Genomic DNA, 17,707 nt, shown 5'->3' with positions numbered 1-17,707 from the left:
GCATGAGCGCTGGGCATGCGCATGAGGAGCTTCATCACCTGGTGGATCGGCTGTCGCCGGACCAGGCGGGTCGGCTGTTGCGATTGGTCAGGACAGACCCGGAACTCGCTGAGGCCGCGAACGAGGACCTGCCCGAGCCGGTACGGCGTCGTCGGCTGTCTATCGCTGGGATCGGCGCATCCGGAGAGGGCGATCTGTCCGAACGGGTCGAAGATCTGCTGGCGGAGCGGTTCAATCGGTCGGTGTGACCGCTACGCTCCTGGACACAGGGCCGCTGATCGCCGTTGTCGATCGCGATGACAAGCACCATGCCTCATGCGTGCGTCTCCTTGAGCAGTTGGAAGGGCCGTTGCTTCTTCCTTCGACCATCTTGATCGAGGCTGGTTGGACGATCAACAGGCATATGGGACCTGCTGTACATGCGCGGTTCCTCGATCTTGTGACCGAGGAGTTCGAGCTGGTCGATCTGCTTGCCGCTGACGTACGACGTATGGCCGAACTCGTCCGGCTTTACAAAGATGCTCGTCTCGACCCTGCCGATGTGTCCGTGGTCGCAATCGCCGAGCGTCTGGGAATCACACAAATCGCGACGATTGACCGGCGCGATTTCGGCCTGATCCGGCCCCGACATGTGGCCTCGTTCAGGCTGCTGCCGGAGGTGCTCGCTTAGATCTTGGAGCGGGTGACGGGAATCGAACCCGCGCTGTCAGCTTGGGAATTGCATGGATCATGGCCCGTAGGGGCGCTGAGCTGGGCGTGAAGCCGGTCATGAGTGACCGTGGTTGCCCCCTCGTCACCCTGCCTAATGGCACGCTAATGGCACGACGATCAGCCCGTGACCTGGCCTTACCCGCGCGGTGCGCACGCCTCCGTCTTCTGATCACCCCGTCCGCCGTCGACCCGCCCGAAGGGGAAGCGGGCCAAGGCTGCCGGGTCCAGGTGGAGCGCCCAACTGGACGAACGACCTGGACCCGGCAGCCTTGGTCTGCTCGGCTTGTCCCGGGTCGATGGCGGGCGGGGCGATCAGGCCCCTACCTCAGCCAGCTACGGTCGGCCATGGCGAGCAGGCCTTTGGTGATCACCCCGGAGCCGGAGCGCCCCCGCCGGAGGCGGGTAGTAACTGATCCCCGTAGTCACCTCGCTGGCTATTCACTGAAGTGCTGTCAGCTGATGACTGCGCGGAATACAGTGTTCTTGTGTCGATCACAGACAAGACCCGTCGGGTACTTTGGGGCCTAGCGGGTGGACGCTGTTCTATCTGTAGGCAACGGCTAGTTGTTCCAGCTGGCGACCAACGCGACGATCCCTCGGTTGTGGGAGAGGAAGCCCACATTGTGGCGCAGAAGCCCGATGGGCCTAGAGGCGATCCCGATTATCAAGGAGATATAGATCACTACGACAATCTAATTCTTCTATGTCGCAGGGATCACAAGATCATAGATGATCAGGTCGCATTGTGGCCTATTTCTCGCCTCCTGTCTATTAAGCGTGAGCATGAAGAGCGCATGGCCAGCGAGCACGGTGATGTGCTGCCTCCAGGCCTTAAGTATCTGCGTATCGAAAGAATTCGCGAAATGGCTGGCGAGTTGAAGGCGATGCTCGGGGATGGGACCGGGTTGGTCTTCGACAAAGCGCTTGTATTTAGCCGTATGGGCCAAGAGCTTATTGAGAAGCTGGACGGGCTGATCGCACGAACTCGACATCCCTCTATCAGCACGCATTGGAACGAGTTTAGGACCGCATACGATTTGGCCCGAGCTGATGCGTTGGCCAATCCGACAGAGTGGCAGTTTGCGGCCGCGCACTTCGCTGACGATCGCACACCGCATCGCCGGGCGGTTTCAAGCCTTGATGGGTTGCTGGCGGAGGTTGAGATTGTCGAGGCTCGAATCTGGGCTCAGGCTTGGTGAGAGCCGCTCTCGCGGAGGCCCAAGCTGCCGGCGGCCGGGACCGGCCCCCAGGCCGCATGCCCGGCCGCCGAGCGGGCGACGGGCCGCGAGGCGGCGCGTAGCGCCGCCCTTGATCCTTGTAAGCACAATTCGGCAACGAAAGCAGGAGGTTGATGCAGCCGCCTTGTTTCTCTGGTAGCAAAACTGTGGTTGATCGTACTGCTTTGACTCAGAGGAAGTTCGGTGACTGACGACATGTCGCAGGCGTCTGAGGATGATGTTGCAGATGGCGATGTCCAGATGCGAGATGGCTCTGGAAGAGTAAGAAAGATCTATAGGCCCGCTATCTCGGATGACGAAAAGCAAGTTATATCGGAATTAAGTCGTATCGGATATGCGTTTGTCTCCTACTCTATATTGAGCCTTCAGTTCTCTGTGCCGGAAAAGCAAGAATCGCGGTTCCAAGGGCCCGTTGAGCTGCCTCGTTATTCTGTCGCAGATCTCAGAGAGCAATTGGCGTGGGACTTCGAGGAACATCCTGTCTATCGAGGGTATATTGCACCTTCAAGAGGGGTAGTCGAGCTAGTCGTCGTGAATAGCATGCGGCGCCCCGATATTGTAGGTGCTAGAATTTCGAAGCTCTCTGCCGAGGGCGGTTCTCCTTGTGTTCACTCAGATCCTGCGCGAGCGCTGCCATCGCTCAAGGCTAGAATCCTCTACTCTGATAGGGAAGCGCGTGAGAGTCCGCGCGTCCATGTGCACGATGCAGCCCTGACCGTATGTATGGAGATATCTAATATCTCTCCTCTCGCCCTGCTGTTTTACCCCCGGTTCAGAAGCGGCCTGGATAGGTTTGTGGGCAGCATCAAATTAGATTTTCAGCGTTCTATGCCAAAGGAGCAGCTACTACATGATTCGGAACGGCTCATACAGTCGTTCCTGTACGAGCTAGATATCAGAAATAAGCTGGTGCTGAATTTAGAGAGACGCGAGTTCTTGTCATCTCGCATCGGGAATGGAGGGCATGAGCAACGTTTGCCAACTGTGCGTTTCCCTGAGACGGAAGTTCGTCACGAAGTAGCTTCGCTTTTTAACTTCGCTGGCTCGGCTGTCGGCAACTGGCCGCTTGCCTTTCTCTCTTACTATCAGAGCCTTGAGTACTTTATTCCTATTGCGGCTCGCAAGAGCGCAATCCGTCGAATGCGAAAGGAGTTGACTGATCCTCTCTTCGATAGATCGCGAGATGAAGATCTGGTGCGCATATTGGCGGTAGTTGAAGCTTCCACTAGGCCGGACGAGGCTAGCCACTTCTCTACGCTGATCTCTGAATGTGTAAGGCGGGATCGCGTAGTCGACTTCCTCGCATCCGGAGGCTGGGGAGAGCACTTCACCAAGAGAGGCCCCATCAAGGGTGTAGAGCCGTTGAATCCCGATAACGGCAACAGGGACATCTTGGATCAGGTTGCTAGTCGCATCTACAAAATTCGAAATCGCATCGTTCATGCTAAAGATGACCCTCGCTTTGTGAATGAGCGTGTGCTTCTTCCTCGAAGCGATGAGGCGGAAATGTTAGGGCCCGATGTACAGCTAATCAGACTTCTTGCTACGGAGGTCATTTTGGATGCGCAGAGCAAATAGCATTAACTGATCTCTTGGCTTCTAATTGAAGCGCTCGCTCTAATCTAGAAATTCAGGACGTCGGCTAGCGAGTGCCCGCCGGGCCATCAGATAACGATCGTGAAACTCCTCCGCCAGGGCCTCACGCCGATAACGTTGACGTAGGACGCGGTCGAGATCTCCAGCCCGGTTAACGAGGTCGGTGAGGGACTTGCGTTCGATGTCAAATGCGGCCATGCCTTGCTCGACGGCGGCGTCAAGGTCTCCACGTCGGGCGTGGACGATGCCGAGATCTATGTGAGCATCGGCGACCCGCATAGGAGCGTTTGAGGTGCCGTCCGGGCGGGTGTGCATCTGGATGGTCTCCAGTGCGTGTTCCTCGGCCCGGTCGTTGTCCTCAAGCCAGGTGTAGGCGGTGGCGGCGTAGAACACCCACTTGGCGTGGTCGAACACGAAGTGGTGATCCGGGTTCTCGGGTAGCGGCAGTTTGGCGAGGATGTCGGCTCCGCGTGAGAGCGCCTTGTCTGCCTCGCGGCGATCGCCGATGCGGGCCAATCCGCGGGCTTCTTGCAAGGTGAGTTGTACCTGTGCGCTGGATTGGCCGGCGAGGGCCTGGCCCTGGCGGGCGGCGGTGACGACGTCCTCGTATCGGCCTTCGACAAGGGCGAACCATGCGGACATCTCGTGTGCCCAGCCCATGAGTTCGCCGTGCCCGACCTGGCGGCCCATCTCGTAGGCGGCCTGACGGGCGGTCTCGGCTTCTTCGCGCTCGCCCAGGTCGTAATGGACGCAGCCGAGCAGGGCGGTAAGCCATCCGGTGATGACCAGTAATTCGCGGTGCTGGTCGAGTGTGATCCTGCCGGACAGGAGCCGGGTTACCTGGGCGAGGCGCTTTTGTGTCCGGTCGCGCAATGTCGCGGCGGGAACAACGGGGTAGGCGCGGCACAGGAGGTCGACGGCCTCGGCGAGGGCTTCGAGGGTGCCGGTTCCGACATCGGACGCCTGGAGCTGCTGCGCGAGTTCCATCGTGCCGTACAGGTCGGCCTCGGCCCGCAGCGCGTCGACCGGCATGATGTGTGCCTCGATGAGGCGGCTATTGCCGCTGCCTCTCTTTGTGGGAGAGAAGCCGAGATCTTCGGGCTGTAGTCCGGTGGCTTGAGTCAGCGCGAGCCGGAATGGGGCACGAGGCCAGGAGACTTCGCCGGCCTCCCATCGCCTGATGCGTTCTTCATCGACGGCGAGACGTTCCTTGATGCCCACAGGGGTCCGGTTGATCCGCTCGGCGAATTCGGCGCGGGTGAGCTGTTGCGCGTTGCGCCATGCGCGGAGTTGGACATTCGGGATGCTGTCTGGCATCTCGGGGTCTTCCTCCCGTCGGGGGGGTCATCAGGGGGTTAAGAGGGGGGCTTTTCGGGGGTCCTATCGCGCTCGCTTTGCCGGTGGACTTGCCATCAACCAACCACGGTACGTCAAGCGGCTTCCCGCCACAGGGAACGCCGGATGAACGAGGAGATGGCGACGGTGACCCGGCCAGACGAGAACAGCGAGGCAAGACCCTGTCCTTCGTGTCGGGGACGTGGCACCAAGCAGTGCCATTCACGCCGTCAGCTCGTCGTCGGCGGCGACACCAGTGACGATCGCGACTCGGGTGGGGAGCGGGAGTGCCTCGACTGCCTCGGAAACGGCCGGGCCGAAGGGAGCGGAACATGAACCCGATCGAGGTTGCGGCGGTGGCCTACATGAACCGAAGCGACGAGGCGGACAAGCTCATCCGACTGCGTGACGCGCTGACCCGGCTCAGCATCAACGCTGAGCTGCGCGACAACAACACGGCGCTGATGGTAAACCCGCCGAGTGGGCGGGGCATGCCGGTGTGGGTCTTCGTTGGCTACGGCGGCCAGTACTACTCATGGAACTCGGCAGGCAGGCGGCACCCGGTGTCCGATCTGGAGGGCGCCGCGAAGGCGATAGCCGCCTACATCTGCCGTTAGAGCGGGCGCGGCGAGGCAGTGAGTCGACGGCGGGGCGCGGTCGGCAGCCATCAATCCCTGCTTCGTCGCGCTCTTGATCTCCGGCAGGGCCACAGTGACTCGCCCCCGTGTCCCCCCGTGTGGTCCTGCCGGACCTCTCCTCCCGGACTGCGAGTGCAGCCGAACGAGGTGACAGAAGCATCGAGCCGGTCTAGGCTCAAACTTGGTAAAACAACCTGTCGGCTGCTGGACGGTCGTGATGTCTCTAGAGTCCGTGCCTCCGAAGTATGCACAGCTTGTGCAGACGCTTCAGCGGCGTATCGAAGCGGGGGACTACCCTCCCGGAACCCTCCTGCCGAGCGAGAATCAGCTCATCAATGAGTTCGGCGTCTCCCGTCCGACCGTCGTAGCGGCCCTGCGCGTGCTTCGGGAACAGGGCTGGATCGAGTCCCAGCAGGGCAAGGGCCGTTTCGTGCGGGGCCGCCCCGCCCTCGCCTCGCTCGAACAACCTCGGCCCGGCCACGCTTACCTCACCAGCGCCGAGACACCCTCGGCCGAACTGCTGGAAGTTGGCGCGGTAGCCGTACCGAACAGGATCGCCGCTCTGCTCGACCTATCGCCCAAGAGTAAGGCGTTCCTCCGTCGCCGACTGGTCTCACGCGGCGATGAGCCTTCCGAGATCGTCTCGCTGTGGCTGCCCCTGGACCTGTCGGAGGGGACGAACCTCACGAGCGCCGAGCCGCTGGCCCAGGGCATCCGCGAGCATATCCAGGCGCGTAAGGGCGTGCGGTTCGATCACGTCATCGAGCAGATCACGGCCCGGATGCCTGCCTCTGAAGAGGTCAAGCAGCTCGGCATGACCAAGAACACGCCGGTCCTCGACGTCTATGCGGCTGTACGTGACCCCGGTGGCCGGCCCCTTGCCGTGCTGGCTGTCGTGCTGCCTGCCGACCGTCACGAGCTGGAGGATGCCTATCCCATCGGGTAGGAACGCCTCACCTTCGGAGCCCACTTAGCTTAGGCACTTGACCTAGCAAGTGGGCTCTCTTATGCTCAAGGCACTCGATAGGTTAAGTGCCTATCAGTCGAGAGAGGAAGGTGTCCAATGGCTCTACAAGGTCCGATCCCCGTCAGCTTCGACATGGTCTTCCCGCACGGCTGCTACCTCGTCGGTGAGGTGGAGGCGGTCAAGGACTTCGACGCCTCTACCAACGGCCGATTCGTGCAGGCGCGCGACAAGCAGAGCGGCGAACTGGTCTGGCAGATCGCCGTCATGGACGCCGACCCCCAGGTCAAGCCCGCTCAAAAGACCGTCGCCGTAAAGATCATCGCGCCCCTCCAGCCGGTGCCTCCGGCCCCGGTCGCGGGCCTGCCCTTCACGCCGGTCGAGTTCGACGGCGTCACCGTCACCCCGTACGTCAACGGAAACGGCCGCCTGGCCTACTCCATCCGCGTCCGGGACATGCGTCCGCCTCGGACAGGCTCGGCCAAGTCCGGACACGCGGGCGGTAAGGAGGCGGCGGCGTGACCGGGCGGCCGTATACGCACCTGTCGATGTCGATCGACCCCGGCGAACGTCCGCGCATCGGGATCTCGTTCTACGCCTCGATCACTCGGGCGCGTGCTCGGGCGCTGGAGTCCGGGCGGCCGTACTTGGTCCTGGAGTCCGACGAGGCGGACGTGACGGTCTCGACCACCGGGGCCGGGCCGGTCACCACCGAGGACTTGGAGATCGCCAGGGAGATCTTCAACGCCGCCGCGCGGTACCTGGCCGACTGCGAACGACTGCACGCCGAACACGCCCAGGCCACGGACACGGCGGCCTGACACACGAGCGGGGCCGCTGGAACTGGCATTCCAGCGGCCCCCGGGATCTCTCACACACGCCAATGCCTGAGAGGACACCAAGCCTAATGTTCAAGAAACTTCCCGGCGACGAGGCACGCAACCTCGTCTCCACCACCCCAGACACCGCCGTGGTCTTCCGCCCGGCCGTCATGCAAACCCCCGCCATCGTCACCCTCGTGATCTGGCTATCCCGCCTGCTCACGGGCCTGGTCCGCCTCGTGGTTCGGCATCCGGTCGCGGTGGCCGTGCCGGTCGGCCTCGGGGTGATCTGGACCCTGTACGGCTGGCGCCTGGCCCTGGTGATGGCCGGGTTCCTGCCCTCGGCCGGGCTGTCGTGGGCGCTGCTGGATCGGGCCTCGTTCCTGCGCATGGTCGGCTGGCCCCTGCTGGCCTGGTGGCGACTCGTCTCCGTCTACCGGCGGCACTGGCAACCGGTCATGGTCGTCTCCGGCCTCGGACGGCACATCCGAGGACGCGACTACCTGCCCCGCCTGATCCGTGTCGAGTGCGACGGCTGGGCCGACCGCGTCAGTGTGAAGATGCTCAACGGCCAGGCCGTCACGGACTGGGCCGACCGCATCGAGCACCTGGCCCACGGCTTCGGCGCGCCCTCCTGCCGGGTCGCGATTGCTCGGGCCGGGCGGCTCGTGCTCACCTTCCCCCGGCGCGATCCGCTCGCCGAGCCACTGCCCGCGCTGCCGGTGCCCGAGGTCGCCTCGGTGGGGCCGGTCGAGATCGGGCGGTGCGAGGACGGCACACCCTTGCGGCTGAAGGTCCATGGCACGCATGTCCTGATCGCGGGCGCGACCGGGGCCGGTAAGGGCTCTTACCTGTGGTCGACAATCCGCGGGCTTCTCCCGGCGATGCGGGCGGGCCTGGTACAGGTGTGGGCGCTCGACCCCAAGCGGATGGAATTGTCCTTCGGCCGCGCGCTGTTCGGCTCCCGGTACGCGGCCGATCCGAAGGAGTGCGCCGACCTGCTCGACGAGGCGGTCTTGGTGATGCAGGAGCGGGCCGACCGGTTCGCCGGCCTCCAGCGCTCACACACATCCACGCCCAGCGACCCGTTCGTCCTGGTGCTCGTGGATGAGGTGGCGTTCCTGACCGCCTACCAACCGGACAAGCAACTCCGTCAGCGGATCACGGCGGCCTTGGCCACCCTGACCACGCAGGGCCGGGCGGTCGGCGTCGGGGTCATGGCCGCGCTCCAGGACCCCCGCAAGGAGGTCATGAACATCCGCAACCTGTTTCCCGACAAGATCGCGCTCCGGTTGGACGAGTCCGAGCAGGTGGACATGGTTCTCGGCGACGGTGCCCGCGACCGGGGAGCCCTCGCTGATCACATCTCACCGGTTCCCGAGCTGGGCGCGGGCGTCGGCTACATCCGCTTGGAGACCTCACCCGATCCGGTGCGAGTCCGGGCCGCCTACGTCTCCGACACGGATATCCGCTCGATGGTCGCCGAGTTCGCGGGGGAGGGCCGATGATGCGCCTGGCTCACGTCCTCGACGGCCTGCGCTGCTCGGGCTGCGGGGCGCTCGATGTGCTGTGGCTCGATCCGGTGCGCGGCATCGTCGAGTGCCACGAGTGCGGCGAAAAGGCCGCGGTGATGGTCGATGGCCTCGGCCCGGCCGACCTCCTCGACCCCCTCGGCTCCTGGGACGGTGACCGGTGACCAACCCGCATGACCGCTCCACACCTCGCGCCGTGCGGATGGCTCAACCGCTGGCCCGTGAGGTTGTGGAAGAGATCGCCAAGCAGTACGGCGTCTGCATCCGGCCGGTGCCGCTGCGGCGGCAGGACATCCTCACCGGGCAAGTCGAAGTGGTCGACGTGCCATGCGGGGCGACGCTGGAGAGCAAGTGCCCGCCGTGTGCCAAGCGCAACCGGCAGCTTCGGCGGGCGCAGTGCCGGGAGGGCTGGCACCTGGAAGCCGAGCCGGTGAACCTTCCGGACAACGCCGATGAGTATCAGCGTCACCTCGTGGAGCTGCGGGCCGACGCGCAGACGTGGCGGGACGAGGTGGAAAAGGCCGGCGGCGACACCACCGACCTGGACGCCGCGATCGAGGACCTGGACGAGGACATCAACGCCGCGGGCATGCGCGGCAACGTCCTCGGCCGCACCTCCGGCAAGCGATCCCGTTCCACGAAGCGGCGGCAGGATGCCCCGGACCTGCCCAAGCGGCACATGACCAAGACCACGCTCGGGCGGACCTTCACCGGCTCGGACGGCAAGGTCTACCGGCCGTCGATGTTCGTCACGCTCACGCTGCCCTCCTACGGGCGGGTGCTGGAGGGTGCGCCCCTCGACCCGGACCGGTACGACTACGCGCGGGCGGCCCGCGACGCACTGCACTTCTCCAAGCTCGTGGACCGCTTCGTGCAGAACCTCCGCCGGGTCGCCGGATATGACGTGCAGTACTTCGCCACCGTCGAACCGCAAAAGCGGCTCGCCCCGCACCTGCACATGGCGATCCGCGGCACCCTGCCCCGTGCGGAACTGCGGCAGATCATCGTCGCCACCTACCACCAAGTGTGGTGGCCCCCGACCGACGAAGTCCGCTTCGAGGGCGACCACCTGCCCGTGTGGGAGGACGGGACCGGCTACCTCGACCCCGCCACCGGGGAACTGCTGCCGACCTGGGAACAGGCCCTCGACAAGCTCGACCAGGACGACGAGGCCGAACCCCTGCACGTCCTCCGCTTCGGCGACCAGCTCGACATACAAAGCGTCCTCGCCGGAACCCCGGACGCCGACCAGCTCATCCAGTACCTGTCCAAGCACCTCACCAAGAGCCTCGGCGACGCCCTCGGCACCGACGACCCACGCCGCAAGGCACACGCCGAACGGCTGCTCGACGCCCTGCGGTTCGAACCCTGCTCTCCGACGTGCCCGAACTGGCTGCGGTACGGCGTCCAGCCCAAAGGCGCCAAGCCCGGCATGGCCCCTGGGCGGTGCAAGGGCAAGGCACACAAGCCCGATCACCTCGGCTACGCAGGCCGACGCGTCCTCGTCTCACGGAAGTGGTCGAACAAGACCCTCACGGAGCACAAGCAAGACCGGCGCACCTGGGTCCTGGAAGCGCTCGGCCTGCCTGACGAGCCGGTCGATCCCCACCGCTACATCTGGCGGCCGGTCAAGCCCGGTGATCCCGAGTTGGCCCCCATCGGCGTCCGGCTCCTGCGCTCGGTCCACGAACGCCAGCGCTGGCGCAACCACATGAACCAGCTCCAAGCCCAAGCAGAGGGTCGAGATCTTTCGGCAACTCAGTCCGCCGCGTGAAAGGAGGACCACCTTGGATCAACTGCTCACTGTCCCGCAAGCGGCGGCCCGCCTGAACACCTCGGTCCGCTTCGTCCGCCGCTTGGTGGCCGAACGGCGCATCGAGTTCGTGAAGGTCGGTCGCCACGTCCGCATCTCCGAGTCCGCGTTGACCGCCTTCGTCGTCGCGAGCACGGTCGCGCCGCTGACGGCCCATGACGTCACCGGGAGGGCGGCCTGATGGCCAACAAGGACGGTCACCGCCGTTTCGGCAACATCCGCAAGCTCCCGTCCGGGCGCTACCAAATCCGCTATCCCGGCCCGGACGGACAGATCCGCTCGGGGTCCGAGACCTACGAACGCAAGGGTGACGCCGAGCGGGCCCTGTCCCTCGTTGAAGCACAGATCATCAAGGGGGAGTGGACCGACCCCGATCGCGGCAAGGTCAAGCTCCGCGACTATGCCGAGAACTGGATATCCCAGCGTCCCGGCCTGCGTCCCCGCACTGTCGATCTCTATAGGTGGCTGCTGAACAAGCACATCACTCCGCACCTCGGCGGTGTTCAGCTCGGCAAGCTCTCGACGGCCATGATTCGGCAGTGGAGGGCCGACCTGCTCGGCAACGGCGTCTCCGTGTCGGTCGCGGCCAAGGCGTACCGGCTGCTGCGGGCCGTGCTGATGACGGCGGCCGAGGAGGACCACATCATCCCGCGCAACCCATGCCGGATCCGCGGGGCCGGCGACGAGCATGCGCAAGAGCGTCCGGTGCTCACTGTCGCTCAGGTATTCGACCTGGCGGACCGGGTTGGCCGTCGTCCTGTCGGCAATGTCCGCAAGCTCAAGAACGGGGCGTACCGGCTGCGCTTCCAGCGGCATGGCGAGATGCGCACTCATCCCGAGGTCTTCCGGACTCGCGCGGACGCCGAACGAGCGCTCTGGGCGATGGGCATGGACGGCCGGGCCGACTGCACTCAGGACAGACGTTTCCGCGCCCTGGTGCTGCTCGCCACCTTCGCCAGTCTGCGATGGGGTGAGGTGAGCGCCCTTCGTCGCAGTGACCTCGACCTGGACGCCGGGACCGTGCGTGTTCGGGCGGCCTTCGTCGAACGCTCCACCGGGGAACTGGTTCTCGGGCCGCCCAAGTCCAAGGCGGGTCGGCGAGTGGTCGGCATCCCCCAAGGCATCACTCCGGCCCTGCGTGAGCACCTGGCGACCTACGTCCAGGACGATCCGGGCGCGCTCCTCTTCCCCGGTGCTAAGGGTGGCCCGTTGCGGCGTAGCGGCTTCAACACCCGTACGCGCTGGGTGGATGTGGTCAAGGAGATGGGTCTCCCTGGCCTTCACTTCCATGATCTGCGTCACACCGGAAACATGCTCGCGGCCGAGTCGGGTGCGGGGCTCAAGGACCTCATGGCCCGGATGGGTCACGACAACGTCCGAGCCGCGATGATCTATCAGCACGCCGTACGCGGTGCCGACAAGACGATCACGGATGCCATCGACCGGCAGATCATCCGGCGCGACGACGACGAGGGCGACGACCCGGCCGGGCTGCTGGCTCCGGTGAGCTGACCAAGGGCTAATGGCACGCTAATGGCACGAGAAGATCAAAGAGCCGCAGAAAGAATCAAGGCTCGGGTTGGGAATCTGTCCCTGACCTGGGCCTTCGTGAGTGGAGCGGGTGACGGGAATCGAACCCGCGCTGTCAGCTTGGGAAGCTGATGTTCTGCCATTGAACTACACCCGCGTGACCGGCTGTGGAGCCTGTCGCTGCCCCTACTGTAGCGGATACAGGGCGTGCTCCTGCAGTCCCGACGCGAAGATCCGCGACACCTGCCGCTGAAATGGCCTACTAGCCTTGCACCCGTGCTGCTTTCCGATCGTGACCTCCGTGCCGAGATCGAGTCGGGCAGGGTGAAGCTCGACCCCTACGACCCGGCGATGATCCAGCCGTCCAGCGTCGACGTGCGACTGGACCGCTACTTCCGGGTGTTCGAGAACCATCGTTACCCGCACATCGACCCCGCGATCGAGCAGCCCGATCTCACCCGGCAGGTGGAACCGGACGGCGACGAGCCGTTCATCCTGCATCCTGGCGAGTTCGTGCTCGCCAGCACGTACGAGGTGATCAGCCTGCCCGACGACATCGCCTCGCGGCTGGAGGGCAAGTCGAGCCTGGGGCGGCTGGGCCTGCTGACGCACTCGACGGCCGGCTTCATCGACCCCGGTTTCGAGGGACATGTCACACTCGAACTGTCCAATGTCGCCACACTGCCGATCAAGCTGTGGCCCGGGATGAAGATCGGGCAGCTCTGCATGTTCCGGCTCAGCTCGCCCGCCGAGTTCCCGTACGGCTCGGACCGGTACGGCTCGCGCTACCAGGGGCAGCGGGGGCCGACGCCGAGCAGATCGTTCCTGAACTTCCACCGCACCAAGATCTGAAGCGTCTGAGGCAACAAGTGTGTCACGGGAGCCGTTCTGGGCAGCGGGAAGGGGAAGAGTAGGTTACAAGCGGGCTTGTACGGCCTGAACTTCGCATTTCCACTGGTAACCCGTACCCTTCTCTGCGGACCGTCCCCGCACATCTGGAGAAACGACGTGCGCCTGCGTCTCACGCCCCGTGAGGACAGCTACTACGACTTGTTCGCCGACTCGGCGAACAACCTCGTCACCGCATCGCGTCTGCTGGTCGAGATCATCAGCGACGGTTCGGACCGGGAGGCTCTGGCCGAGAAGATGCGCGCCTGCGAACACGCGGGCGACGAGCGCACTCACGCGATCATGAACCGGTTGAACGAGAGCTTCATCACGCCCTTCGACCGTGAGGACATCTACCGCCTCGCGTCGAATCTCGACGACGTGATGGACTACATGGAGGCCGCGGCCGACCTGATCGTCCTGTATCAGATCGACCACCTGCCCAAAGAGGTCGTACGCCAGGTGGAGGTCCTCGAACGGGCCGCTGAGCTCACGGCGGACGCGATGCCGCGCCTGCGCGGGATGCAGCACCTCAACGAGTACTGGATCGAGATCAACCGACTCGAGAACCAGGCCGACCAGGTCTACCGCAGGCTGCTGGCGAAGCTGTTCAGCGGCGAGTACGACGCGCTGACCGTGATGAAGATGCGCGAGGTCATCGAGCAGCTCGAGCTCGCGGCCGACGCCTTCGAGCACGTCGCGAACACGATCGAGTCGATCGCGGTCAAGGAAAGCTAAGTGGAGCTCGCGCTTGTCATCGGCGTGGTCGTCATCGCGCTGGTGTTCGACTACACCAACGGTTTCCACGACGCGGCCAACGCCATCGCCACCTCCGTCTCGACCCGCGCTCTGACACCCCGGCTGGCGCTGCTCATGGCCGCGGTCATGAACTTCATCGGCGCGCATCTGGGCACGTCGGTCGCCTCGACCGTGGGCAAGGGGATCATCGCTCCTCCGGACGGCAGGCACGGCCTGATCATCGTCGGCGCCGCACTGATCGGGGCCATCGTCTGGAACCTCATCACCTGGTACTTCGGCCTGCCCTCGTCCTCCAGTCACGCTCTCATCGGCGGCCTGATCGGCTCGGCCCTGGCCGCGACCGAGGCCGTGAAATGGGGCGGGGTGGTCGAGAAGGTCGTCATCCCGATGGTGCTGTCCCCGGTCGTGGGCTTCTTCCTGGGCGCGCTCATCATGATCGCGATCTTGTGGATCTTCCGCAAGGCCAATCCCCACAAGGCGGGCAAGGGGTTCCGGTACGCCCAGACGGTGTCCGCGGCCGGGATGGCCCTCGGCCACGGCCTGCAGGACGCGCAGAAGACGATGGGCGTGATCTTCCTCGCGCTGGTCGTCGGAGGGTACGTCCCCCAGAACTCGGACATCCCCGAGTGGGTCATCACCGCGTCGGCGCTGGCGATCTCCCTCGGCACGTACGCCGGCGGCTGGCGCATCATGCGCACGCTGGGCCGCAGGATCATCCACCTCGACCCGCCGCAGGGCTTCGCGGCCGAGGCGGCGGCGGCCGGCGTCCTCTACACGGCGGCCATCGGGTTCGGCGCGCCGATCTCGACCACGCACACGATCACCAGCGCCATCATGGGCGTCGGCGCCACCAAGCGGCTGTCGGCCGTGCGGTGGGGCATCGCCGGCAACATCGTGACCGCATGGGTCCTTACGATTCCGGCCGCGGCCGTCGTGGCCGCGATCGGTTACTTCATCCTCAATCTCATCCTGGGATAGAGGACACTTCTCCACAGACGGGCCGGCCCTCGGAAGGGGACCGGCCCGTCGGCGTTCACCGCCGGTACATCACGTCGGTCTTCCACCGGGTGAAGCCGAGCGACTCGTACAGCCGGACCGCCGCGGCGTTCTCCTCGTCCACGTAGAGGATGACGTGACCGAGGCCGAGCGCGCGCAGGTGGGCGAGCCCGGCGAGGGTCAGCGCCCGGCCGAGGCCCGTGCCGCGCTCGCCGGGCGCGACCCCCACCACGTAGACCTCACCGATCGGCTCGTCGCCGTCGTGCACCTTGGTCCAGTGGAAGCCCGCCAGCGCGTCTCCCCGTACGGCGAGGAAGAAGCCGGCGGGGTCGAACCATGCCTCCCGCTCCCGCAGTTCGAGGTCGTCGAGCGTCCACGAGCCCTGCTCGGGGTGGGTGGCGAAGGCCAGGGCGTTGAGCGCGAGCCACGCCTTCTCGTCGCGCCCGGGCTCGAACGCGCGCAGCCGTACGCCCTCAGGGAGGACGGCGGCGGGCAGGGGCTCCGACAGCGGGCGGCGCATCTGCCACAGCGACCGCACCCGGGCCAGGCCCGCGCTCGCGGCGAGACGGGCGGCGCCGGGCAGGTCGCCGTGCGCCCACAGGCGCAGCCGGCCCCCGCTCGCCTCCAGCGCGGCGCCGAGCAGTCGCCGGCCCAGGCCGCGCCGGCGGAAGGCGGGATGCACCACGAGTTCGCCGCTGGGCCCCTCCTCGGGGTCCGCCGGATCGAGGTGGGCGAAGCCCGCGACGTTCCCGTCCGCGTACAGCAGTACGGCTCTCGCGCCCGGCTCGGAGCCGTGGCGCACCTGGAGCATCACGTGCTCGTTGAGCGGACCGACACCATCGGCCTCGGCGGCCGCCTCCACCAGGGCGAGCACCGCCGCCACCTGCTCGTCATCGAGCCGTTCCGTGATCTCCACGCGTACGTCCATGTCTGGCACGATAGGTGAAGGACAGGCGATTCCCGTACCGGGCTTCGGCAATAGACGCCATGCGTTCCCTCCCTGAATCGTTATCTCTGCGCAATTTCCCGCTCAGGTCCCCGCTCTACTGTCGGAGGTCATGACCCGAGCATCCCTGACGCGACTGGCCGTCGCCGGCGCCGCCGTGGTGGGCGTCGCGGCCCTCACGATGGGCACGGCCGCCGCATCTCCCTCTCCCCAAGCCGGCAAGCACGACAAGAAGCCCGGCCCCTCCGTCCCCGTCCGGTTGCTGACCATCAACGACCTCCACGGCAACCTCGAGCCCCCGACCGGGTCCAGCTCCCGGATCCTCGACCCGAACGGGCCGCTCACCGACGACGCCAAGGGTACGCAGACCGGTCTCCCCAACGGGAAGTACTCGATCGCGGGCGGCGCCTCCTATCTGGCCGCGCACCTCAAGCAGCTGCGCGACCCCAACACCCTCCTGGTCGGCGCGGGCGACCTCATCGGCGCCTCGCCGCTGCTGTCCGCCGCCTACCACGACGAGCCGACCGTCGCCCTGCTCGACACGCTCGGCCTGACCGCCTCCTCGGCCGGCAACCACGAGTTCGACGAGGGCATCGACGAGCTCAACCGCATCATGAACGGCGGCTGCCACCCCGTCGACGGTTGCTCCCCCGCCGGTGAGTGGAAGGGCGCGAGCTTCGACTACCTCGGGGCGAACGTGATCAAGGAGGGCAAGGGCGACTACGCCCTGCCGCCCTTCTACGTCAAGAAGATCAACGGCGTGAAGATCGCTTTCATCGGCCTGGTGACCCAGACCACCCCGAACATCGTCACCGCCGCCGGCATCAAGGGCCTGCAGTTCACCGAGGAGGTCGCGGCGGCCAACAAGGTGTCGAAGGAGCTCGCCAAGCACGGCGTCAAGGCACAGGTCGTGCTGGTCCACGAGGGCGACAACATCACCCCGAACCAGGACCCCAGCTCGTGCCCGGTCGTCCCCGGCAACGGCTCGCGGATCGCCAAGGGCCTCGACCCGCAGATCGACCTGGTCATCAGCGGCCACAGCCACCAGGCGTACGTCTGCAAGGTGAAGGACCCGGCGGGCCAGGACCGCGTCTACACCCAGGGCTCGTCGTTCGGCCGCGCGATCACGCAGATCGACTTCCGGGTCGACCGTAAGACGAAGGACATCGTCCGCTCCAGCGTCGTCGCGAAGAACAACGTGGTGACGCGCACCGTCACCCCGGACGCCGACACCGAGGCGTACATCAAGACCTGGCAGGAGCGGGTCTCGACCGTCGCGAACAAGCCGGTCGGCCAGATCACGGCCAACATCGGGCGCGGCAGCAACGTGGGCGAGACCCCGCTCGGCGACCTCATCGCCGACGCGCAGCTGGAGGCGACGAAGGACGGCGGCAACGCGGAGATCGCGCTGATGAACCCGGGCGGCGTGCGGACCGACCTGACCTACGCGCAGAGCGGCTCCGAGGGCGACGGCGTCGTGACGTACGGCGAGGCCTTCCAGGTGCAGCCGTTCAACAACCTCATGCAGGTCGTCACGCTCAACGGGGCCCAGCTGAAGGCGCTGCTGGAGCAGCAGATCTGGACGGTCGACCCGGTGACCGGCGGCATCACGCAGCGGATCCTCCAGCCGTCCGCGTCGCTGACCTACACCTTCGACACGACGAAGCCGGTGGGCTCGCGGGTCTCCGACATCAAGATCAACGGGACCGCGGTGACCGACGCCCAGCAGATCCGGGTGGCCGCCAACAACTTCCTCGTCGGCGGCGGTGACGGCTTCAGCGTCTTCACCCAGGGCACCGACCTGTGGAGCGGGCCGCTGGACATCGACGCGTTCGTCGCCTACATGGGCGCGCACTCGCCGATCGCCCCGCCGGCGACCGGCCGTATCAACCTCGTCAGGTAACCGGCGAAACGCGGTGGCCCGCCCCCGTCGGGGCGGG

The 17,707-nt window shown here is 65.6% G+C and carries 19 protein-coding genes and 1 tRNA gene; 17 read left to right on the top strand and 3 right to left on the bottom strand.

Annotation, left to right across the window (positions count from 1 at the left end; all coding sequences use genetic code 11):
* The first annotated feature begins 2 nt into the window (after window positions 1–2).
* From ACWEQG_RS11595 to ACWEQG_RS11580, 4 genes are all read left to right on the top strand, one after another.
* Window positions 3–248: a hypothetical protein gene (locus ACWEQG_RS11595; RefSeq protein ID WP_191055146.1), complete on the top strand. Its 246-nt coding sequence runs from the start codon at window positions 3–5 to the stop codon at window positions 246–248.
* On the top strand, window positions 245–670 hold the full coding sequence (locus ACWEQG_RS11590; protein WP_452283839.1) for a type II toxin-antitoxin system VapC family toxin: 426 nt from the start codon (window positions 245–247) through the stop codon (window positions 668–670). The genes ACWEQG_RS11595 and ACWEQG_RS11590 overlap by 4 nt, the downstream gene beginning before the upstream one ends.
* A 664-nt stretch (window positions 671–1,334) precedes the next feature.
* Window positions 1,335–1,910, top strand: coding sequence for an HNH endonuclease signature motif containing protein (locus tag ACWEQG_RS11585; protein ID WP_452283837.1), 576 nt, complete (start codon window positions 1,335–1,337; stop codon window positions 1,908–1,910).
* Window positions 1,911–2,132: 222 nt separating this feature from the next.
* Complete coding sequence (locus ACWEQG_RS11580) at window positions 2,133–3,527, top strand: hypothetical protein (protein ID WP_452283835.1); 1,395 nt, start codon at window positions 2,133–2,135, stop codon at window positions 3,525–3,527.
* A gap of 39 nt (window positions 3,528–3,566) precedes the next feature.
* Here ACWEQG_RS11580 and ACWEQG_RS11575 read toward each other — a convergent pair whose 3' ends face one another.
* Window positions 3,567–4,862: an XRE family transcriptional regulator gene (locus ACWEQG_RS11575; protein WP_452283833.1), complete on the bottom strand. Its 1,296-nt coding sequence runs from the start codon at window positions 4,860–4,862 to the stop codon at window positions 3,567–3,569.
* A 350-nt stretch (window positions 4,863–5,212) separates the two neighbouring features.
* On the opposite strand from ACWEQG_RS11575, the gene ACWEQG_RS11570 reads away from it, so the two are divergent.
* From ACWEQG_RS11570 to ACWEQG_RS11530, 9 genes are all read left to right on the top strand, one after another.
* Window positions 5,213–5,497, top strand: a complete 285-nt coding sequence (locus ACWEQG_RS11570) for a hypothetical protein (RefSeq protein WP_079315398.1) — start codon at window positions 5,213–5,215, stop codon at window positions 5,495–5,497.
* Between the two features lie 277 nt (window positions 5,498–5,774).
* Window positions 5,775–6,464: a GntR family transcriptional regulator gene (locus tag ACWEQG_RS11565; protein WP_452283831.1), complete on the top strand. Its 690-nt coding sequence runs from the start codon at window positions 5,775–5,777 to the stop codon at window positions 6,462–6,464.
* 117 nt (window positions 6,465–6,581) lie between these two features.
* Window positions 6,582–7,004 carry a plasmid replication, integration and excision activator gene (locus ACWEQG_RS11560; RefSeq protein ID WP_452283829.1) on the top strand — a complete coding sequence of 141 codons (423 nt, stop codon included), beginning with the start codon at window positions 6,582–6,584 and terminating at the stop codon, window positions 7,002–7,004.
* Window positions 7,001–7,303: a hypothetical protein gene (locus tag ACWEQG_RS11555; protein WP_452283827.1), complete on the top strand. Its 303-nt coding sequence runs from the start codon at window positions 7,001–7,003 to the stop codon at window positions 7,301–7,303. Before ACWEQG_RS11560 ends, ACWEQG_RS11555 begins: the two co-directional genes overlap by 4 nt.
* A gap of 86 nt (window positions 7,304–7,389) precedes the next feature.
* Entirely contained in the window at window positions 7,390–8,811 is a 1,422-nt protein-coding gene (locus ACWEQG_RS11550; RefSeq protein WP_452283825.1) for an FtsK/SpoIIIE domain-containing protein, read from the top strand.
* Window positions 8,808–8,999, top strand: coding sequence for a hypothetical protein (locus ACWEQG_RS11545; RefSeq protein WP_452283823.1), 192 nt, complete (start codon window positions 8,808–8,810; stop codon window positions 8,997–8,999). Before ACWEQG_RS11550 ends, ACWEQG_RS11545 begins: the two co-directional genes overlap by 4 nt.
* A complete protein-coding gene (locus tag ACWEQG_RS11540) occupies window positions 8,996–10,609 on the top strand; it encodes a replication initiator (RefSeq protein WP_452283821.1) in 1,614 nt (537 codons plus the stop codon). The genes ACWEQG_RS11545 and ACWEQG_RS11540 overlap by 4 nt, the downstream gene beginning before the upstream one ends.
* A 13-nt stretch (window positions 10,610–10,622) precedes the next feature.
* Window positions 10,623–10,829, top strand: a complete 207-nt coding sequence (locus tag ACWEQG_RS11535) for an excisionase family DNA-binding protein (RefSeq protein ID WP_452283819.1) — start codon at window positions 10,623–10,625, stop codon at window positions 10,827–10,829.
* Window positions 10,829–12,160 carry a tyrosine-type recombinase/integrase gene (locus ACWEQG_RS11530; RefSeq protein WP_452283817.1) on the top strand — a complete coding sequence of 444 codons (1,332 nt, stop codon included), beginning with the start codon at window positions 10,829–10,831 and terminating at the stop codon, window positions 12,158–12,160. The genes ACWEQG_RS11535 and ACWEQG_RS11530 overlap by 1 nt, the downstream gene beginning before the upstream one ends.
* A gap of 101 nt (window positions 12,161–12,261) precedes the next feature.
* Here ACWEQG_RS11530 and ACWEQG_RS11525 read toward each other — a convergent pair.
* Window positions 12,262–12,335, bottom strand: a tRNA-Gly gene (locus ACWEQG_RS11525).
* Window positions 12,336–12,454: 119 nt separating this feature from the next.
* On the opposite strand from ACWEQG_RS11525, the gene dcd reads away from it, so the two are divergent.
* The 3 genes from dcd to ACWEQG_RS11510 all read left to right on the top strand — a co-directional run bounded on the left by dcd (window position 12,455) and on the right by ACWEQG_RS11510 (window position 14,803).
* On the top strand, window positions 12,455–13,030 hold the full coding sequence (dcd, locus tag ACWEQG_RS11520; protein ID WP_346227414.1) for a dCTP deaminase: 576 nt from the start codon (window positions 12,455–12,457) through the stop codon (window positions 13,028–13,030).
* 156 nt (window positions 13,031–13,186) lie between these two features.
* Window positions 13,187–13,804, top strand: a complete 618-nt coding sequence (locus ACWEQG_RS11515; RefSeq protein ID WP_169987386.1) for a DUF47 domain-containing protein — start codon at window positions 13,187–13,189, stop codon at window positions 13,802–13,804.
* On the top strand, window positions 13,805–14,803 hold the full coding sequence (locus ACWEQG_RS11510; protein ID WP_363461428.1) for an inorganic phosphate transporter: 999 nt from the start codon (window positions 13,805–13,807) through the stop codon (window positions 14,801–14,803).
* 55 nt (window positions 14,804–14,858) lie between these two features.
* Here the strand turns inward: ACWEQG_RS11510 and mshD are convergent, their stop codons facing one another.
* Window positions 14,859–15,749 (bottom strand): mycothiol synthase, encoded by an 891-nt coding sequence (mshD, locus tag ACWEQG_RS11505; RefSeq protein WP_452283815.1) that lies wholly within the window; start codon window positions 15,747–15,749, stop codon window positions 14,859–14,861.
* Between the two features lie 130 nt (window positions 15,750–15,879).
* On the opposite strand from mshD, the gene ACWEQG_RS11500 reads away from it, so the two are divergent.
* Window positions 15,880–17,670: a bifunctional metallophosphatase/5'-nucleotidase gene (locus ACWEQG_RS11500; protein WP_452283813.1), complete on the top strand. Its 1,791-nt coding sequence runs from the start codon at window positions 15,880–15,882 to the stop codon at window positions 17,668–17,670.
* Window positions 17,671–17,707: the final 37 nt, after the last annotated feature.

Source organism: Microbispora sp. NPDC004025, assembly GCF_053604425.1.
This window is presented reverse-complemented; position numbering and strand designations above follow the sequence as displayed.